This is a genomic window from Lutibacter profundi, assembly GCF_001543325.1.
GTDB lineage: Bacteria > Bacteroidota > Bacteroidia > Flavobacteriales > Flavobacteriaceae > Lutibacter > Lutibacter profundi.
This window is the reverse complement of sequence record NZ_CP013355.1, coordinates 1,420,384-1,440,428: the sequence shown is the minus strand read 5'-3', so window position 1 is coordinate 1,440,428 and position 20,045 is coordinate 1,420,384. Positions and strand designations below refer to the sequence as shown.

Here is a 20,045-nt window from a genome sequence, read left to right as displayed (position 1 = left end):
AATAAAATTTTGGATGTAGAAACACTTCATATTTTTTATGAAGTAGGGATTCTTGTTGCCAATTATAAAAATTAAATAGTATGAAAAATTTCAAATCTGAAATTGAAAACCCTATTATTTCTAAGGATATTCTAGATTTAGAAAATAAAATAGCCCTTTATTACGAAGGAAAAATTGACGAAGCACGTTTTAGAAGTTTACGACTTGCTCGCGGTATTTATGGGCAACGTCAGTTTGGCGTGCAAATGATTCGTATTAAACTTCCCTACGGAAAAGTTTCAAGTGAACAACTGCATAGAATTGCAGAGGTTTCAGATACATATTCAAGAGGAAGATTGCATATTACAACGCGGCAAGACATTCAAATTCACCATGTGAGTTTAGAGAAAACACCCGAGTTATGGGCTGAATTGGAACAGGATGAAATTACCTTACGAGAAGCTTGTGGAAATACAGTTCGTAATGTTACAGCTTCAGAAACTGCTGGAATTGACATAAAAGAACCTTTTGATGTATCTCCTTACGCTCAAGCTGTTTTTGAATTCTTTTTAAGAAACCCTATATGTCAAGAAATGGGACGAAAATTTAAAATTTCATTTTCTGGGACTGATGAAGATACGGCGTTGAGTTTTATAAACGATTTAGGCTTTATAGCGAAACTAAATAAAGGTGAAAAAGGGTTTAAAATACTGATTGGAGGAGGCTTGGGTTCGCAACCAAGGCCGGCAAATGTAATGTGTGAATTTATTTCAGTAGATAAAATTATCCCATTAATAGAAGCTGTTTTACGGGTGTTTGATAGATATGGTGAACGAACTAAAAGATCACGAGCCAGATTGAAATTTTTAGTACAGCAAATTGGTTTGGTAGCGTTTGTTAAACTGGTTAAAGAGGAGCATAAAGCACTTTCAAATCAAACCTATAAAATTGATACAGCTAAATTTGATAAAGAAATTATTTTACCTGAAATAAAAATACCTTCAGTTAAAATAAAAAATATGGAGACTTATAATTTGTGGAAGGAAACCAATGTAATTCCACAAAAACAACAAGGATTGTTTGCTATTGGTATTAAAATTCATTTAGGCAATTTTTATACAGATAAAGCACGTTTATTAGCTCATTTAATAAAAAAGTACGCAGCCAATGAATTGCGCTTATCATTAAGGCAAAATATATTAATTCGTCATGTAAAAGAAGAATTATTGCCTTTTTTTTATGTTGAATTAAAGAAGTTAGGTTTTGCAGAAACAGGATATAATAGTTTAGTAGATATTACAGCTTGCCCAGGTACAGATACATGTAATTTAGGAATAGCAAGCAGTACAGGAATAACCAAAGAACTTGAAAAAGTTTTGACCAATGAATACCCTCATTATAAAAATAATAAAGACATTACTATAAAAATTAGCGGTTGTATGAATGCTTGTGGGCAACATGCGATGGCTCATATAGGTTTTCAAGGAATGGCTATTAAATCAGGAAATTTAGTTGCACCAGCATTGCAAGTATTACTTGGTGGTGGAATTATTGGAAATGGAAAAGGAAGATTTTCAGATAAAGTAATAAAAATTCCAAGTAAAAGAGGTCCTGAAGCATTGCGTTATTTACTTAATGATTTTGAAACAAAAAAGGAGGATAAAGAAACGTTTTTAAAGTATTACGACAGAAAGCAAGAGCATTATTTTTACAAGCTTTTAAAACCATTAGCAGATACGTCTAACTTACAGCAAAAAGATTTTATGGATTGGGGAAGTAATGAGCAGTATATAAATACGGTTGGTATTGGTGAATGTGCAGGAGTAGTAATAGATTTGGTAGCAACCCTATTATTTGAGAGTGAAGAAAAAATAGAACAAGCCAAAGCGTCTCTTCAATTAAATCAGTTTTCTGACAGTGCGTATTATGCGTATACAAGTATGGTGAATACAGCCAAAGCATTACTATTAACTAAAGAAGAAAAAACAAATACACAAGCAATAATTATTACTGAATTTGAAAAATTGTTTAGTGATAAAATTAAATTAGAGACTCCATTTTCTGAATTTGTTTATCAAATAAAAAAGAATAAACCTTCAAAAGAGTTTACTACTAAATACGTACAAGATGCAGCGTTTTTTTATAAAAAAGTAACTACTTATAGAACTAAAACACGAAGTAATGGAAACAACCAACAAGCCTAAAGTTACCCTTATTGGAGCTGGACCAGGTGATCCAGATTTAATTACTGTTAAAGGTGTAAAAGCATTAGAAAAAGCAACCGTTGTTTTATACGATGCGTTGATAAATAGAGAATTGTTAAAATACATTTCAAAAAATGCGAAACGAATATTTGTTGGAAAGCGAAATGGTTTTCATAGCTATTCACAAAATGAAATAAATGAATTGATGGTAAAAAATGCTTTTCAATATGGCAATGTAGTTCGTTTAAAAGGAGGAGACCCATTTATATTTGGTCGTGGAGCCGAAGAAATAGACTATATCGCATCTTTTGGCATTGAAACCAAAGTTATTTCAGGAATTTCTTCTACAATGGCTGTACCTTCAAGTCAGGGAATCTCGTTAACCAAAAGAGGTGTTTCTGAAAGTTTTTGGGTAATTACAGGAACTACTTCAGAAGATAAATTGTCTCAAGATTTGAGTTTAGCAGCCCAATCAACTGCAACAGTAGTTATTTTAATGGGAATGAGCAAGCTGAAAGAAATTGTTGCCGTTTTTAAAAAATTCCATAAAGAGAACGTTCCAACCGCAATTATTCAAAACGGAACTACTACTAGTGAAAAGATAGGATTAGGAACTATAAATACTATTATTGAGGTGGTAAAAGAAAAGCAATTAGGTTCTCCAGCAGTAATTGTTATAGGCGAAGTTGTTAAAGAAAGTATTAAGCTGCGTTCTTTTTATGAAAAAATAAATTTAGAACTTTTATAAAAAACAGAAAATGGAACAAAACGAATTATATCCAATTTTTTTAAAAGTTTCACAATTAAATGTTTTAATTGTAGGAGGAGGCAAAGTGGCTTATGAAAAATTACACTTCCTGTTAAAATCTAGTCCACATGCAAAAGTATTGGTAGTTGCCAAAAGTTTTACAAGTAAACTAAAAAAAATAGCCTTAAAGCACAATACACCAATAATGTTTGGCGAATATGATAAAAGCCTTTTACACAAACAACACATTGTTATTGCAGCAACCAATAATAGTGAAGTGAACAAACAAATTTACACAGATTCCAAAGCAAAAAACATACTGGTAAATGTTGCTGATACACCAAAGTTGTGCGATTTTTATTTGGGAGGAATTGTAACCAAAGGCAACGTAAAAATAGCCATTTCTACCAACGGTAAATCACCAATACTAACCAAACGATTACGGCAATATTTTGAAGAAGTAATTCCCAATAATATTAACGAATTAACAGAAAATCTCGATTTATACAGAGAAACGCTAAAAGATAACTTTTCAAATAAAGTGTTGCAGCTAAACAAATTAACTAAAACATTGTTAATTAAATAGATAAAAATCTAATTTCACTTGTAAATAAACAGCATATTCCGTTTATTTGCAGTCAAGTTCATAAATAAACTGATAATTAGTTATTAAGAAAGGCAGAGGGAATAGACCTGTTGAAGCCTTAGCAACCCTTTATTTATAGAGAAGGTGCTACATTCTACCGCATATTAGTGGGAAGATAACACAAGAAAACTTCACATAGAAAACTTCTTCTTTTTTAATACTATTTATTTGGGCGTTACCGTAAACGGTCGGGCTTTGCGCACTCGCTTTTTTGTTAAAAAACAAAAAGAGCTCAAACAATGCTGCAATCCCTAACGCAAAACAAAGAGTAAGAAATATAGTAATAAACAGTAAAACAGGACAACTGCAACATCAAAAGGAGCAAAATAATAAAGATGAGCACAATTCAAGAAGAAATAAAAAAACGAATTTTAGTATTAGATGGAGCTATGGGAACCATGTTACAAGCCTATAAATTTTCTGAAGAAGATTATAGAGGTGAACAGTTTAAAGATTTTCATGTTTCGGTAAAAGGAAATAATGATATGCTTTCCATTACGCAACCAGCAGCTATTAAAGAAATTCATAAAAAATATTTAGAAGCAGGTGCCGATATTATTGAAACCAATACATTTTCTGGAACTACCATTGCTATGGCTGATTATGAAATGGAAGAATATGTTTATGAAATTAATTTCCAATCTGCTAAAATAGCTAAAGAAGCGGCGCAAGAATACACGGCTAAAAACCCTTTAAAACCTCGTTTTGTAGCCGGTTCTATAGGGCCAACAAATAAAACAGCAAGTATGTCTCCAGATGTAAATGACCCTGGTTATAGAGCGGTAACTTTTAACGATTTAAAAACAGCCTACAAACAACAAGCAGAAGCGTTGATAGATGGAGGGGTAGATTTATTAATGGTTGAAACCGTTTTTGACACACTAAATGCAAAGGCCGCTTTATTTGCAATTGAAGAAATTAAAAGTGAGCAAAATATAGATATTCCAATTATGGTGAGCGGTACTATTACAGATGCCAGTGGAAGAACCTTATCAGGTCAAACAGCAGAAGCCTTTTTAATTTCAGTATCACATATTCCACTTTTAACTATAGGTTTTAACTGCGCTTTAGGAGCTAATATGTTACAGCCGCATTTAGAAGCAATAGCCAATAAAACGCCATTTGGAATATCTGCACATCCAAATGCAGGTTTGCCGAATCATTTTGGAGAATATGATGAAACCCCTAAAGAAATGGCTATGCAAATTGAAGAGTATTTAAAAAAGAATTTAATCAATATAATAGGAGGCTGTTGTGGAACAACACCAGTACATATCAAAGCAATTTCAGAAATAGCTGCTAAATATAAGCCTAGAAAAATAGTTTGAGTTTAAAAGGATATAAATTAATTGATACGTCGTTCTGAACCTAATTTAGAATCTGATCATAAAAAAATGAATAAAAAAGAAAAATATTTAAAACTTGCAGGGTTAGAACCTTTAATATTGAGCCAAAACAGCAATTTTATAAATGTTGGTGAACGTACCAATGTTGCGGGTTCTCGTAAGTTTTTAAGATTGATTAAAGAGGAAAAATTTGATGAGGCCTTGGCAGTTGCACGTCATCAAGTTGAAGGTGGAGCTCAAATAATTGATATTAATATGGATGATGGTTTAATTGATGGTAAAAAAGCAATGGTTCGTTTTATGAACTTAATTGCTGCCGAACCAGATATTGCCAGAGTTCCTATAATGATTGATAGTTCTAAATGGGAAATTATTGAAGCTGGTTTACAAGTAGCACAAGGTAAATGTGTGGTAAATTCTATTAGTTTAAAAGAAGGAGAAGAAGCATTTATACACCATGCACAACTTATTAAAATGTACGGATCCGCAGTAATTGTAATGGCTTTTGATGAAGTTGGACAAGCAGATAATTACCAACGTAGAATTGAAATAGCCAAACGTTCGTATGAAATTTTAGTAAATAAAATTGGCTTTCCATCAGAAGATATTATTTTCGATTTAAATGTATTTCCTGTGGCAACAGGAATGGAAGAACACAAAAAAAATGCCATTGATTTTATAGAGGCAACACGTTGGGTTCGTACAAATTTACCAAATGCAAGTGTTAGCGGAGGTGTAAGTAATGTGTCTTTTTCATTTCGTGGGAATAATGGTGTAAGAGAGGCAATGCATTCCGTATTTTTATACTACGCTATAAAAGCAGGAATGAATATAGGAATTGTAAATCCGGCGATGCTTGAAGTGTATGATGAAATTCCGAAAGATTTATTAACCCATGTTGAAGATGTAATTTTAGATAGAAGAGAAGATGCTACTGAGAGATTATTAACCTTTGCTGAAACCGTAAAAGGTTCAAAAGCGGTACAAAAAGTTGATTTATCTTGGAGAGAAAAGCCAGTACAAAATAGAATTACACATGCCTTGGTAAGAGGTATAGATGAATTTATTTTAGAAGATGTTGAAGAAGCAAGAAAAAATGCATCACAGCCAATAGAAGTTATTGAAGGCAATTTAATGCTTGGTATGAACGTAGTAGGAGATTTATTTGGAGAAGGGAAAATGTTTTTACCGCAAGTGGTAAAATCTGCTCGTGTAATGAAAAAAGCAGTTGCTTATTTATTGCCGTTTATTGAAGCAAATAAGGGTGGAGTAATTCAAACAAATGGTAAAATTTTATTGGCAACTGTAAAAGGCGATGTGCATGATATTGGTAAAAATATTGTAGGAGTGGTTTTAGGCTGTAATAATTATGATATTTTGGATTTAGGAGTTATGGTTGCGCCTGAAAAAATAATTGAAACTGCAAAAGCTCAAAAAGTTGATATTATAGGTTTAAGTGGTTTAATAACACCTTCATTAGATGAAATGGTGTACTTAGCCAAAGAAATGGAACGTCAAAATTTTAAAGTTCCTTTGTTAATTGGAGGTGCAACAACCTCAAAAGCACATACAGCAGTTAAAATTGATCCACAATATAAAAACGCTGTAGTACATGTGCACGATGCTTCAAGAGCTGTTACAGTTGTGGGCGATTTATTAAATAAAAGATTTAACCAGAAGTATATTGGAGATATAAAAGAAGATTATGTTAAAGTTCGTAACGGATTTTTAAATCGTTCTAAACGAAAAGAATATTTAACGTTAACTGAAGCCAGAAAAAACAAGTTTAAAATTGATTGGAATTTAACAAAAATACACAAGCCAAATTTTATTGGAACTCAGGTTATCGATGATTTTGACTTATCAAAGCTATTAGATTATATAGATTGGAGTCCGTTTTTTAGAACTTGGGAATTACATGGAAAATACCCTGCAATTTTAACCGATGAAGTTGTGGGAGAAGAGGCTACCAATTTATTTAAAGACGCAAAAATTTTATTGCAGAAAATACTCGATGAAAAGTTATTAAAAGCCAAAGCTGTATTTGGAATTTTCCCTGCTAACGCTGTTGAAGATAATATTGAAGTTTATACGAATGAACATAGAGATAAGCCACAAGTTGAATTTAGAACTTTACGTCAACAATTAAAAAAGAAAGAAGGCATTCCTAATATAGCTTTGGCAGATTTTATAGCTCCAAAGGAAACGGGAATTGAAGATTATGTAGGAAGTTTTTGTGTGTCTACAGGTTTTGGAACGGCTGAATTGGCTGCCGAATTTGAAAAAGATCACGATGATTATAACTCAATACTTATAAAATCATTGGCTGATAGGTTGGCAGAGGCTTTTGCCGAATATTTACACAAAGAAGTACGTACAAAATATTGGGGATACGCAACCTCAGAAACATTGTCTAACCAAGAATTGATAAAAGAAGAATACAAAGGAATTAGACCTGCTCCAGGATATCCTGCTTGTCCGGATCATACAGAGAAATTGACAATTTGGAAACTGTTGAAAGTAAAAGAAACTATTGGTGTTGAGCTAACAGATAGTTTGGCAATGTGGCCTGCAGCATCCGTTTCAGGATATTATTTTGCAAATGAAAAAGCAAAATATTTTGGATTGGGAAAAATAACATTAGAGCAAGTTAAAGCTTTTGCTATTAGAAAAAAAATGGATGTTGAAACTGCTAAAAAATGGTTGAGTCCAAATTTGGCAGAATAAGGCATCTAATGGTATAAGTGAAAATAAATAAACGCTGTTTTGACTAAGAAGGTAGTTTGCGAAGCAATGTTATTCTGCACTTGTTGAAGGCATATATTTTAATATGAATTGAAATTAACAAACACAGTGCGTTAGCGATAGCAGTGGTATCCTTTTTTGAGGGAAACGGAAAAAAAGATATAACGGATAGCGCGACCTGAAAGGGAACGCCATAATAATTATAAAATGAAAGTTACAGAACACATAGAACAAGCCAATGGAAAAACACTATTTTCTTTTGAAATAGTGCCACCACAAAAAGGACAAAATATACAGGAATTGTACAATAATATTGATCCGTTAATGGAATTTAACCCTCCTTTTATTGATGTAACCACCTCAAGAGAAGAACATATTTACATTCAAAAAGGAGATTTGCTAGATCGTAAAATTACACGTATGCGACCTGGAACGGTTGGTATTTGTGCTTCGTTGAAATATAAATACAATGTAGATGCAATTCCTCATGTGCTTTGTGGGGGTTTTACCAAAGAAGAAACAGAATATGTGTTGGTAGATTGCCATTACTTAGGGTTAGATAATGTGATGGCTTTGCGTGGTGATGCTATGAAGCATGAACAATACTTTAAAGCTACAAAAGGAGGCCATCAATATGCGTCGGAGTTGGTAAAACAAATTAACAATTTAAATAAAGGAAAATATTTACATGAAATAATAGAAACACCTTATAATTCTAATTTTTGTATTGGAGTAGCAGGATATCCTGAAAAACATTTAGAATCTCCCAGTTTAGAGACAGATTTAAGAAGATTAAAGGAAAAAGTAGATGCAGGAGCCGATTATGTGGTAACTCAAATGTTTTTTGATAATAAAAAGTATTTTGATTTTGTTAAAAAGGCACGCAATATTGGAATTACCGTACCTATAATTCCAGGCATTAAACCAGTTGCTATAAAACGTCATTTACAAATATTACCTCAAGTATTTAAATTGGATTTGCCTGAAATATTAATTCGTGAAATTGAAAAGTGCAAGGATAATAAAGAAGTAAGACAAGTAGGTGTTGAATGGGCTATACAACAATCAAAAGAATTGGTTGCTGCAGGTGTGCCTGTAGTACATTTTTACTCTATGGGCAAATCGGATAATATAAAAGAAATAGCTTCCAAAGTTTTTTAAAATTACTTTTAATAATAGTATCATAAATAAAAGTAATGTAAGTTAAATTGCTATAGTGAAATATTTGATTACTTTTGCATGTAACTTAGAAAAATTAATATTAAAAAATATAGATTATGGCATTAGAAGTAACAGATGCAACTTTTGACGAAGTAGTTTTAAAATCAGATAAACCAGTAATGGTTGATTTTTGGGCAGCATGGTGTGGGCCTTGTAGAATGGTGGGTCCTATTATGGAGCAATTACACTCAGAATACGAAGGGAAAGCAATTATAGCAAAAGTTGATGTTGATGCACACCAACAATTTGCTGCTAAATACGGAGTTAGAAATATACCTACAGTTTTAGTTTTTAAAAATGGGGAAGTTGTTGAAAAACAAGTAGGAGTTGCACCAAAATCAGTGTATGAACAAAAAATAAATGCACATCTATAGAAAATCGTAACTTTTTAATTTTTTGAAGAAAAGGCTTGACAAATTGTCAAGCCTTTTCTGTTAAAACACTATATTTACCAGTGTTAATAAAATAAAAATGAGTCCTTTAATAGAAAAAAATAATTCTGAAATAGATAATCTTGAGTTGTTAGCAAATCAAGTAGTTGAAGGGTTTATTACAGGGATGCATAAAAGTCCGTTTCATGGGTTTTCAGTTGAATTTGCTGAGCATAGGTTGTATAATAAAGGAGAAAGCACGCGTCATATCGATTGGAAATTATATGCAAAAACAAAAAAATTATTTACAAAGCGTTACGAAGAAGAAACCAATTTACGCTGCCATTTAATTATTGATAATTCGGCTTCAATGCATTTCCCAATAGTTAAAAACCCTACTGTAAATAACGTGTCAAAAATAGCATTTTCAGTAATTGCTTCTGTCTCGTTAATGGAAATTTTGAAACACCAAAGAGATGCTGTAGGATTGAGTATTTACAGTGATAAATATGAGTATTACGCACCTGCAAAAGGGAGTGAAAGGCATAGGAGAATGTTAATTAACGAATTAAAAAGCTTGTTAACTAATAAATCTAAAGCATCAACTAATACGTATAAGGTTTTACATGAAATAGCAGAAAATATTCACAGAAGATCATTAATTTTTTTGTTTACAGATATGTTTCAAACAACTAAAAATGAACATGAGTTATTTGAAGCCTTACGTCATTTAAAGTACAATAAACATGAAGTAGTTTTGTTTCATACCTATGATGGCAAATTAGAATTGAATTTTGATTTTAAAAATACCCTAAATAAATTTGTTGATGTTGAAACAGGAGAACAGATAAACTTGTATGCTTCCTCTATAAAGAAACAGTACAAAACAGAAGTTGAAAACTATTTTAAAAGCCTGAAGTTGAAATGTATGCAGTACAAAATTGATTATGTTCCAGTAGATATTCACAAAGGGTTTTCCGAGATATTAGTTTCGTATTTAATAAGTAGAAAGCGATTTTTATAATATTTATTAAAAAAACCTTTGCAAATACAAAAAACGCTATTATATTTGCATCCGCTAAGAGCAACGGTCTGGTAGTTCAGCTGGTTAGAATACCTGCCTGTCACGCAGGGGGTCGCGGGTTCGAGTCCCGTCCAGACCGCTTTTAATTTTTCAAAGCCTTATAAACATTGAGTTTGCAAGGCTTTTTTCTTTTTAGTATAAATAGTGGGTTGCTTTAAAGCACTTAAATTCTTCGGCTTTTTTTAGATTTATTCTAAATTATTTATAGGGGTATGTATTGGTAAATTATTTGTTAATTTAGCGAACTTTTAAATATTTTAATTTAAAAAATGGCAATTCATTTTTAAATAAATAAAATAACAAACATTAAAATTTAAAATAAATCATTATGAAAAAAAACGTTACTTTAATAGTATTAACAATCTTTCTTACTTTCAATTCTCTAGCTCAAAAGAAGTATTTTGCAGAAGTATATGTCGTAAATGGAGTAGAGGCGTACATTTTAAATGAACCAGTTAGACCTTACGAAATTGTTTATGGTAAAGGACAAAGTATTAACTGGTCAAGTTATTTAACAGGAGGGTTGATTAATAATAGTATCTCTACTAAAGTTGGTAAGTTTATAAAAGGAATTGTTAAAAAAGCGACAAAAGATAATAAACAAATTGATGCGGTAATTTACACTAGTGGGAAAAATGTTACGGCTATTAAATTTACTGATGAACCAACTTCAGAAACTAAGCAAAAGGCAACAGTTCACCGGTTAAATGGTATTCCAACGTATGTAATGTGTGAACCTTACAATGAATTTAGAGTTGCTAAAAGTAAAAAAGGAGGAATTAAGTGGAAATCTGCATTTACTGCGGGCTTAATAAACAATAGTATAGAGCAAGATTTAATGAAATTCGCAAAAAAATATAAAAAAATGTATACTAAAAATCAGATAGATGCTCTTTACTATACTAGCGGAAAATCTTGTGATGGAATTATTTTCGACAACAATTAAACTTGTAATAAATAAGGTTTTAGATTAAGGTAATACTAAAGGCTATTGGGTTTGTTTTAAACTTCCAGTAGCCTTTGGAATTATATGAACTATTGGTAACTTGTTGCATACGTAATTTTTTAGTTAAAATTTTAAAAAACAACTTCATCAACACTACAAAGAACGTTATTTTAGGTGATTATTTCTTTAGAAGTTATGTTCATGACAATTAAACAAACATTTAGAACTTGAATAGTTTCAAGAATAGGAATATCCCACTTAAAACTAAGTTCTAAGGTGCTGATATATTTTCCAAATCTAAATTTTAAAGTTCATGTATATTCAAAAATAATACGTATTCTGCTCAATAAAAATAATCCAAAAACAATAATTATTAATCTATTTTTTCCATATTTTTATATTTCTCAGACTTCCAAAAATCTTGATAAGAGTACATTAATTCTTCTGACATTTCCATCCATTTTACACGTCCTGTTCTAATAGCATTTCTCAATTTGCTAAATCTTTTTTTAGAAAGTGGTAATTTCATGTTGTTTAAATCTAATTCTTCCATAATGTTATAGTTATTTAAATTGTACAATCATTATTGTTAATAACTCCCCAAAGTACTCTTAAGTCTTTAAAAGAAAAGACCTAAAATTGTGCTGTTTTTATAAAATTATACTCTTTGGTTATGGTGTAATTAAACACTAAAAAGTTATCTGGAGTTTTAAACTAATAGGTTTTGGCAGATGCTTAATATAACACATTTTTTTAAAAAATGCAAATTTAAAACGTTATATGTAGCTAGTTATTAGTTAATTAAGCGGGTTTTAAATTTGTTTTAAGGATGTAAAGTACCGTAAATTACACTTGTTTTTACATTTATATTAGTAATCTTCATATTGAATTTAGAAAAATGAATAGAATGTTTTAGCGTCTCTTTTTTCCAATTAAACGGTAGGTTTTTAGGGTTTTTAAGTGAAGTTAAAACAAGTAAGGTTATTAATAGAAATATGCTGAATGAGGGAAGTTTTAATATCGTATTTAGATAATTTGTATGTTAAAATTCAGTTTTAATTTGTATGGTTTTAAGCAAAAATGTTTTGGCGCATAATTTTTAAACACCTAACTAAATTTACTGCTTTTCTAAATAGAATTAGATTAGAACTTTTTAAATCGTTTAAATTTATAAACTAAAATTAAATATTAAATCATTATTTTCGCAGTATAAGCAATTTGTTGGAAATAATTTGAGGTATCCAATAAGTTTAAAGTAGTAAATATACAGCGATGAAAGGAATTATTTTAGCAGGAGGTACAGGTACCCGATTGTATCCAATTACAAAAGGAACTTCCAAACAATTATTGGCAATCTATGATAAACCAATGATTTATTATCCACTCTCAGTATTAATGCTTTCAGGAATAAAAGAAGTATTGATTATTTCTACACCACAAGATTTGCCTAATTTTAAAAAATTATTGGGAGATGGAAGTGATTTAGGAATGCAATTTTCATATAAAGAACAACCATCACCAGACGGGTTAGCACAAGCATTTATTTTAGGTGATTCATTTATTGGAGAAGACGATGTTTGTTTAATTTTAGGAGATAATATTTTTTATGGAGCAGGAATTGAAAAATTGTTTAGTGATGCTGTAAATACGGTTTTAAACAAAAAGAAAGCATCAATTTTTGGCTATTATGTACAAGACCCTGAAAGGTATGGCGTAGCCGAATTTGATAAAAACGGAAATGTACTAAGCATTGAAGAAAAACCAAAACAACCTAAAAGTGATTATGCAGTAGTTGGGTTGTATTTTTACCCTAATAGTGTGGTTAAAATTGCAAAAAACATAAAGCCTAGTGCAAGAGGTGAATTGGAAATAACTGCTGTAAACCAAACCTATTTAAAACAAAATAAGTTAACAATGAAAATGATGGGACGTGGGTATGCTTGGTTAGACACCGGTACGCAAGATTCTTTGTTAGAAGCGTCAAATTTTATCCAAACAATTGAAAAGAGACAAGGGCTAAAAGTGGCTTGTATTGAAGAAATTGCCTTTGACAAAGGGTATATCAATGCAAATCAATTAAGAAAATTAGCAGAACCATTGAAAAAAAATGAATACGGACAGTATTTGTTGAATTTGCTTAAAGATTAAAAAAAGTATAAGATTGCAATTTAAGTAGCGATTTTTAATTATAAATATAAAAACTCTTTTGATAAAGGGAAGAAGTTGATCTATTAATAAATATTTTAGGTTAAAGAGCATCAAAAATTCAAAAAAATAAGCTTAAACCTCTTTTCTTTTAAACTTTTATTCTATGAAATTTATAAAAACTGAAATTCCTGAAGTCGTTTTGTGTAAACCCACTGTTTTTAATGATGACAGAGGTTATTTTTTTGAATCTTTTAAAAAAAATACATTTGAAAACTTTATAGGTTACCCAGTCAATTTTTGCCAAGATAATGAAGCAAAATCAACAAAAGGAGTATTAAGAGGGTTGCACTACCAATTGCCTCCTTTTGCGCAATCTAAATTGGTACGGGTTGTAAAAGGAAGCGTACTAGATGTTGTTGTAGATATTAGAAAAAATGCTCCAACTTTTGGGAAATACATCGCTATTGAAATTAGTGAAGAGAACAAATATCAGCTATTTATCCCAAGAGGCTTTGCTCATGGGTATGTAGGATTAAGTGATGAGGTTATTTTTATGTACAAAGTAGATAATTATTACAATCAAGAAGCAGAAAGAGGAATTATATACAATGATAATTTTTTAGGAATTGATTGGAAATTAGATGAAAAAGAACTTATTATTTCTGAAAAAGATAAAGCGCAACCTCTATTTAAAAATGCAGATATTTTTGAGAATAACAAAACGTATTAAATGATAAATGTGCTTGTTACAGGCTCAAAAGGGCAATTAGGGTTAGCATTAGCCAGTTTAGAAAATGTTTTTTTAAACTACAACTTTTTTTTTACAGATAAAAGCGAGTTAGATATTACCAATTTCAAAGCTGTTTCAGCTTTTATCTCAAAAAACAAAATTGAAGTACTTATAAACTGTGCCGCATATACGAATGTTGATAAAGCTGAAGATGAACCAGACTTAGCAAATAAAATTAACCATTTAGCCGTTAAAAATTTAGCTGAAATAGCTAAGGCACAGCAGTTGAAATTAATTCATATTTCAACCGATTATGTTTTTGATGGGAATTCAAACACACCTTATACAGAAAAAGAGAATACAAACCCTCAAAACGTATACGGAACTAGTAAATTAAATGGAGAGCGCGCACTATTAAAGGTAAATCCGCCAAATGCTGTAATAATAAGAACAGCTTGGTTGTACTCATCATTTGGTAAAAACTTTGTAAAAACAATACGAAAGCTAAGTGCAGAAAAAGAAAGTATTTCAGTAATTTCAGATCAAATTGGTTCACCAACGTATGCTTGTGATTTAGCAAAGGTTATTTTGCAAATAACACCTTTAATTAAAGGTAAAGGAGCTCAAATTTACCACTATGCAAATGAGGGAGCATGTAGTTGGTTTCAATTTGCTGAAGAGATCGTAAAAATTTCTAAAAACAACTGTAAAATAGTACCTGTTACTACAGCGCAATTCAAAACAGTAGCAAAAAGACCTAAATTTAGTTTGCTTGATTCGCATAAAATTCAAAAAGTATTTGATGTAAAAATTTCCCATTGGAAAGAGGCTCTTAAAATTTGTATAACACAATTCAAATAGAAATAAAAACAGGTGTTTTGTGTTTAAACTTAACGGCACAATACCAGCCAAACAGGTATGCATCTCTTTAACTGTAGTACTTTTGCCCTCTAAAATAACAACTTAAAGTCTTTGTCTTTCTTTTTAAAAATTTTACCTTTAACTTTTTTAAAGAGGCAATAATAGAATAAGTATTTTCAAGCAATAAAAGAAGTATTTGTTAGTTAGATACACCAAATATAAAAGGAATAAATAGCATAGAATATGAAATCAATATTAGTTACAGGAGGTGCCGGATTTATAGGATCTAATTTAATAGAATATTTAGTAAAAAAATACCCAGATTATAATATTGTAAATATAGATTTGTTAACCTACGCAGGAAATTCAGAAAACTTAAAAGCAGTAGAGAAAGCACCAAATTATACTTTTGTACATGGAGATATTTGCGATAGAGATTTAATAGAACGTGTTTTTCATCATTATTACATTCATGGAGTCATTCATTTAGCGGCTGAATCTCATGTAGATAATTCTATTGATGGTCCTGAAATTTTTATTAAAACCAATGTGAAAGGCACATTTACGCTGTTAGATGTGGCCTATAAATACTGGATGGAAAAACCATTTGTTTATAAAAAAGGATTTGAAGCAAATAAATTTTTACACGTATCAACAGACGAAGTGTATGGTAGTTTAGGGGAAACCGGTTTGTTTACAGAAAAAACACCCTATGCACCCAACTCACCTTACAGCGCATCAAAAGCAGGTAGTGATATGATTGTGCGTAGTTACCACCACACCTATGGTATGAACACTGTAATTACCAACTGTTCAAATAATTACGGTCCAAAACAGCACGACGAAAAATTAATACCTACCGTAATTAGAAAGGCATTGGCAGGAGAAAACATACCTGTTTATGGTGATGGAACAAATATTAGAGATTGGTTGTATGTGCTAGATCATTGTAAGGGAATTGATTTAGCTTTTCATAATGGTAAATCTGGAGAAGTGTATAATATTGGAGGTGAAAACGAACAAAATAACAACTATATTGTAACTAAAATTTGTGAATTGTTAGATAATTTAGTCCCTCAAAAAGGGAAAACGTATAAAAATCAAATTACCTATGTAGCAGATAGAGCAGGTCATGATTATAGATATGCCATTGATGCTACTAAAATTGAAAATGAATTGGGATGGAAAGCTGATGAGAATTTTGATTCAGGGATATTAAAAACAGTTAAATGGTATTTGGAAAAATATAAGTGAGCCCTTCGGCTCCGCTCAGGATGAAAGGTGAGAAGTGAGAAGCGAGAAGTGAGAAGTGAGAAGTGAGCCCTTCGGCTACGCTCAGGATGAAAAGTGAGAAGTGAGAAGCCGTCATTGCGAGTGCAACGAAGCAATCTCATGTTCAAAACTATAAAGAAAAAGATTACCACGTCGCTAGCTCCTCGTAATGACGCTACATTTTGTCAGTTCGAGTAATTTTTAGAAATGGAATGAAGAAAAATAGTATCGAGAACAGTTTTAATAAGCGAAACGTAAACAATACCTAAGTGTATTAAAATAAGTATAGAAAATAAATGGAAAAAGAAATTAAAATTGCAATTATTGGACTAGGATATGTAGGATTGCCCTTGGCTCGTTTATTTGCTACTAAATATTCAGTAATTGGGTTTGACATTAATAAAAAACGTGTTGAAGAACTAAAAAAAGGTATTGATACAACCTTAGAAATTGAAAATGAAATGCTACAAAAAGTATTGGTAAAAGCTACCTCAACAGTAAAAGGGCTGTATTGCACTACCAATATTCAAGATATTGAACAATGCAATTATTATATAATTACGGTGCCTACTCCAGTTGATAGTAATAATAAGCCAGATTTAACACCCTTAGTAAAATCTAGTGAAACGGTTGGAAGTGTTTTAAAGAAAAACGATGTGGTTATTTATGAATCTACCGTGTATCCAGGAGCTACTGAAGAAGTTTGCATCCCAATTTTAGAAAAAAAATCAGCACTAATGTTTAATACCGATTTTTTTGCTGGCTATTCTCCTGAACGAATTAATCCGGGAGATAAAAAACATACGGTTGAAAAAATATTAAAAGTAACTTCGGGTTCAACACCTGAAATAGGAGAAGAGATAAACCAATTATATGCATCGGTAATAACAGCAGGTACCCATTTAGCACCTTCAATAAAAGTTGCTGAAGCCGCAAAAGTAATTGAAAACTCACAGCGAGATATTAATATTGCCTTTGTAAATGAGTTGGCTAAAATTTTTAATTTACTAAACATTGATACCAATGCCGTATTAGAAGCTGCTGGCACAAAATGGAATTTTTTACCATTTAAACCCGGTTTGGTTGGAGGGCACTGTATAGGCGTAGATCCGTATTATTTAGCGCAAAAAGCACAAGAAGTTGGGTATCATCCTGAAATTATTTTAGCGGGAAGAAGGATGAATGATAGTATGGGGCATTATGTAGCATCAGAAGTTATAAAGTTGTTTGTTAAAAATGATATAAAAATAAAAGCTGCTAAAATTTTAGTATTGGGAATTACCTTTAAAGAAAATTGCCCAGATGTTAGAAATACAAAAGTAGTTGATGTAATTAAAAATTTAGAAGATTTTGGAATTGAGGTAACTGTTTTTGATCCTTGGGCAAACCCAGATGAAGTATTTAAAGAGTACGGTATTAAAACACTTAATACTATGCCAAAAGCAACATTTGACGGAGTTGTATTGGCAGTTGCTCACCAAGAGTTTTTACACTTAGATTTTTCTAATTACCTTAACAAAAAAAGCGTTGTTTATGATGTAAAAGGAGTATTGAAATGCCAAGTTGATGGAAAGCTGTAAAAGAGGGGTGAACTAAGATCAAAACTAAAACTCTTGTTTGGAGTTGATATTTAGATTTTCATCTTCGTTAAATAAAATGCTATGAGGAATTTTAGAAAGTACGATGTGTGGATTGATGGTATGAAAATAGTAAATGAGATTTACAAAATTGTAGGTAAATTTCCTAAGAGCGAGAATTTACGTTAATTTTTCAAATAACACGAGCTGCTGTTTCAATACCTTCAAATATTGCTGAAGGAGCATCAAGAAATTCAGAAAAAGATTTTGGACGGTTTTTAGAAATTAGTTTAGGTTCTGCTTTTGAATTAGAAACACAAGTAAGAATAGCCAAAGAAAGGGAATTTATTAACAGTGAAAATTCGTCAGATATTATAGAAGAATTAATAAGTTTGCAAAAGTGAATAAGCGCATTGAGAAAAAAATATTGAAAAAAAATTAAGAGCAAAACGAAGATTCTTATCTAGAACTAGTAATTTAGTCTTAGCCAAAGTAATAAACAAAAAATGAACATAACAGTAATAGGCACAGGGTATGTAGGGTTGGTATCAGGAACTTGTTTTTCGGAAATGGGAAATAAAGTAACCTGTGTAGATATAGATGTCCAAAAAATTAAAAACCTTCAACAAGGAATAATTCCTATATATGAACCAGGTTTAGAACCCATGGTTTTAAAAAATTCAAAAAAAGGGAATTTATTATTTACAACAGATTTAAAAACAGCCATAAAAGATACTGAAATTGTATTTATTGCAGTAGGAACTCCTATGGGTAATGATGGCTCAGCAGACCTTCAATATGTATTGGAAGTTGCAAAATCTATTGGAGAAAATATGCAAAAGTCATTGGTTGTAGTCGATAAATCTACGGTGCCAGTTGGTACGGCCGATAAAGTAAAAATAACCATTCAAAAAGAATTAAATATACGAGGTGAAGCAATTCCTTTTGATGTAGTATCAAACCCTGAATTTTTAAAAGAAGGTGCAGCAATCAACGATTTTATGAAGCCAGATCGTGTTATTATTGGTGCAGAAACAGCAACTGCCATAGAAAAAATGAAGCAATTATATGCACCATTTTGTATGTCGCACGATCGTTTTATAGTAATGGATATACGCTCGGCAGAAATGACCAAATATGCGGCGAATGCAATGTTAGCAACCAAAATTTCATTTATGAACGAGATTGCCAATATATGTGAAAAAGTAGGAGCAGATGCTAATATGGTTCGCATAGGAATTGGTTCAGATGAAAGAATAGGCTATAACTTTATTTATCCGGGTTGTGGTTATGGAGGCTCATGTTTTCCTAAAGATGTAAAAGCACTTCAAAAAATAGCACTAGAGCATAACTACGAAGCAAAATTAATTAGTAGTGTAGAGGAAGTTAACAATGCTCAGAAACTAGTGATTGCTCAAAAAATTACACAACGTTTTGGTGAGAATTTATCGGGAAAAATCTTTGGTGTTTGGGGATTAGCATTTAAACCTGGAACCGATGATATGCGTGAAGCACCAGCCATTTATGTTATCAAAGAGTTGATAAAAAAAGGAGCATCTATTTTGGCATACGATCCAAAAGCAATGGGTGAAGCAAAAAACTTTTACTTAAAAAACATGGCTAAAGTAAATTATGTTAATTCAAAATACCAAGCCTTAGAAAATGCTGATGCTCTGGTGCTTTTAACCGAGTGGAAAGAATTCCGTTCTCCAGATTTTACCGAGATTAAAAAACTACTTAAAAATCCTATCATTTTTGATGGCCGTAACCAATACAATGTTTTTAATTTAGAAACGAAAGGGTTTGAGTACTATCAAATAGGGAAAAAGTAAGTCCTTCGGCTGCGCTCAGGGTGAGAGGTGAGAAGTGAGAAGTGAGCCCTTCGGCTGCGCTCAGGGTGAGAAGTGAGAAGTGAGAAGTGAGAAGTGAGAAGTGAGAAGTGAGAAGTGAGAAGTGAGAAGTGAGAAGTGAGAAGTGAGAAGTGAGCCCTTCGGCTGTGCTCAGGGTGAGATGTAAAAACCGTCATTACGAGACGTGAGAGCGACGTGGTAATCTATTGTGTTGTAGTTCCAATTATAAGATTGTTTCGTTACGTTTGCAATGCTGGTAATTATTCAAACGGCCTATCGAGACTTTAGCGTAAAATTTGCGATGAAAATTTCGCAGC

General features: G+C 31.6%; 17 protein-coding genes, 1 tRNA gene and 1 riboswitch. Of the genes, 17 read left to right on the top strand and 1 reads right to left on the bottom strand.

What is annotated here, in order from left to right; genetic code table 11:
• The first annotated feature begins 80 nt into the window (after positions 1 to 80).
• From Lupro_RS06375 to Lupro_RS06330, 10 genes are all read left to right on the top strand, one after another.
• On the top strand, positions 81 to 2,183 hold the full coding sequence (locus Lupro_RS06375) for a nitrite/sulfite reductase (RefSeq protein ID WP_068207513.1): 2,103 nt from the start codon (positions 81 to 83) through the stop codon (positions 2,181 to 2,183).
• Entirely contained in the window at positions 2,161 to 2,931 is a 771-nt protein-coding gene (gene cobA, locus Lupro_RS06370) for a uroporphyrinogen-III C-methyltransferase (protein WP_068207509.1), read from the top strand. Before Lupro_RS06375 ends, cobA begins: the two co-directional genes overlap by 23 nt.
• A gap of 10 nt (positions 2,932 to 2,941) precedes the next feature.
• On the top strand, positions 2,942 to 3,517 hold the full coding sequence (locus Lupro_RS06365; protein ID WP_068207505.1) for a precorrin-2 dehydrogenase/sirohydrochlorin ferrochelatase family protein: 576 nt from the start codon (positions 2,942 to 2,944) through the stop codon (positions 3,515 to 3,517).
• Positions 3,518 to 3,594: 77 nt separating this feature from the next.
• Positions 3,595 to 3,699: riboswitch (SAM riboswitch) on the top strand.
• A 213-nt stretch (positions 3,700 to 3,912) separates the two neighbouring features.
• Positions 3,913 to 4,905 carry a homocysteine S-methyltransferase family protein gene (locus Lupro_RS06360; RefSeq protein WP_068207501.1) on the top strand — a complete coding sequence of 331 codons (993 nt, stop codon included), beginning with the start codon at positions 3,913 to 3,915 and terminating at the stop codon, positions 4,903 to 4,905.
• Positions 4,906 to 4,971: 66 nt separating this feature from the next.
• Positions 4,972 to 7,650 (top strand): methionine synthase, encoded by a 2,679-nt coding sequence (gene metH / locus Lupro_RS06355; RefSeq protein ID WP_082703932.1) that lies wholly within the window; start codon positions 4,972 to 4,974, stop codon positions 7,648 to 7,650.
• Positions 7,651 to 7,875: 225 nt separating this feature from the next.
• On the top strand, positions 7,876 to 8,829 hold the full coding sequence (gene metF / locus Lupro_RS06350) for a methylenetetrahydrofolate reductase [NAD(P)H] (RefSeq protein WP_068207496.1): 954 nt from the start codon (positions 7,876 to 7,878) through the stop codon (positions 8,827 to 8,829).
• 116 nt (positions 8,830 to 8,945) lie between these two features.
• Positions 8,946 to 9,263 carry a thioredoxin gene (gene trxA, locus Lupro_RS06345; RefSeq protein ID WP_068207493.1) on the top strand — a complete coding sequence of 106 codons (318 nt, stop codon included), beginning with the start codon at positions 8,946 to 8,948 and terminating at the stop codon, positions 9,261 to 9,263.
• Between the two features lie 97 nt (positions 9,264 to 9,360).
• Positions 9,361 to 10,284, top strand: a complete 924-nt coding sequence (locus tag Lupro_RS06340) for a DUF58 domain-containing protein (protein ID WP_179945748.1) — start codon at positions 9,361 to 9,363, stop codon at positions 10,282 to 10,284.
• 65 nt (positions 10,285 to 10,349) lie between these two features.
• Positions 10,350 to 10,423: transfer RNA gene (locus Lupro_RS06335), tRNA-Asp, on the top strand.
• 249 nt (positions 10,424 to 10,672) lie between these two features.
• On the top strand, positions 10,673 to 11,290 hold the full coding sequence (locus tag Lupro_RS06330; protein ID WP_068207487.1) for a hypothetical protein: 618 nt from the start codon (positions 10,673 to 10,675) through the stop codon (positions 11,288 to 11,290).
• A 373-nt stretch (positions 11,291 to 11,663) separates the two neighbouring features.
• Here the strand turns inward: Lupro_RS06330 and Lupro_RS06325 are convergent, their stop codons facing one another.
• Positions 11,664 to 11,843, bottom strand: coding sequence for a hypothetical protein (locus tag Lupro_RS06325; protein WP_068207484.1), 180 nt, complete (start codon positions 11,841 to 11,843; stop codon positions 11,664 to 11,666).
• Between the two features lie 719 nt (positions 11,844 to 12,562).
• On the opposite strand from Lupro_RS06325, the gene rfbA reads away from it, so the two are divergent.
• The 7 genes from rfbA to Lupro_RS06295 all read left to right on the top strand — a co-directional run bounded on the left by rfbA (position 12,563) and on the right by Lupro_RS06295 (position 19,710).
• Positions 12,563 to 13,438 (top strand): glucose-1-phosphate thymidylyltransferase RfbA, encoded by an 876-nt coding sequence (gene rfbA / locus Lupro_RS06320; RefSeq protein ID WP_068207482.1) that lies wholly within the window; start codon positions 12,563 to 12,565, stop codon positions 13,436 to 13,438.
• Between the two features lie 163 nt (positions 13,439 to 13,601).
• Complete coding sequence (rfbC, locus tag Lupro_RS06315; RefSeq protein ID WP_068207479.1) at positions 13,602 to 14,168, top strand: dTDP-4-dehydrorhamnose 3,5-epimerase; 567 nt, start codon at positions 13,602 to 13,604, stop codon at positions 14,166 to 14,168.
• Positions 14,169 to 15,029, top strand: coding sequence for a dTDP-4-dehydrorhamnose reductase (gene rfbD / locus Lupro_RS06310; RefSeq protein ID WP_068207476.1), 861 nt, complete (start codon positions 14,169 to 14,171; stop codon positions 15,027 to 15,029).
• Between the two features lie 243 nt (positions 15,030 to 15,272).
• Positions 15,273 to 16,283, top strand: a complete 1,011-nt coding sequence (rfbB, locus tag Lupro_RS06305; protein ID WP_068207475.1) for a dTDP-glucose 4,6-dehydratase — start codon at positions 15,273 to 15,275, stop codon at positions 16,281 to 16,283.
• A gap of 314 nt (positions 16,284 to 16,597) precedes the next feature.
• Positions 16,598 to 17,881, top strand: a complete 1,284-nt coding sequence (locus Lupro_RS06300) for a nucleotide sugar dehydrogenase (RefSeq protein WP_068207472.1) — start codon at positions 16,598 to 16,600, stop codon at positions 17,879 to 17,881.
• 185 nt (positions 17,882 to 18,066) lie between these two features.
• A complete protein-coding gene (locus tag Lupro_RS13145) occupies positions 18,067 to 18,282 on the top strand; it encodes a four helix bundle protein (RefSeq protein WP_227807497.1) in 216 nt (71 codons plus the stop codon).
• 102 nt (positions 18,283 to 18,384) lie between these two features.
• Entirely contained in the window at positions 18,385 to 19,710 is a 1,326-nt protein-coding gene (locus Lupro_RS06295; protein ID WP_068207470.1) for a UDP-glucose dehydrogenase family protein, read from the top strand.
• Positions 19,711 to 20,045: the final 335 nt, after the last annotated feature.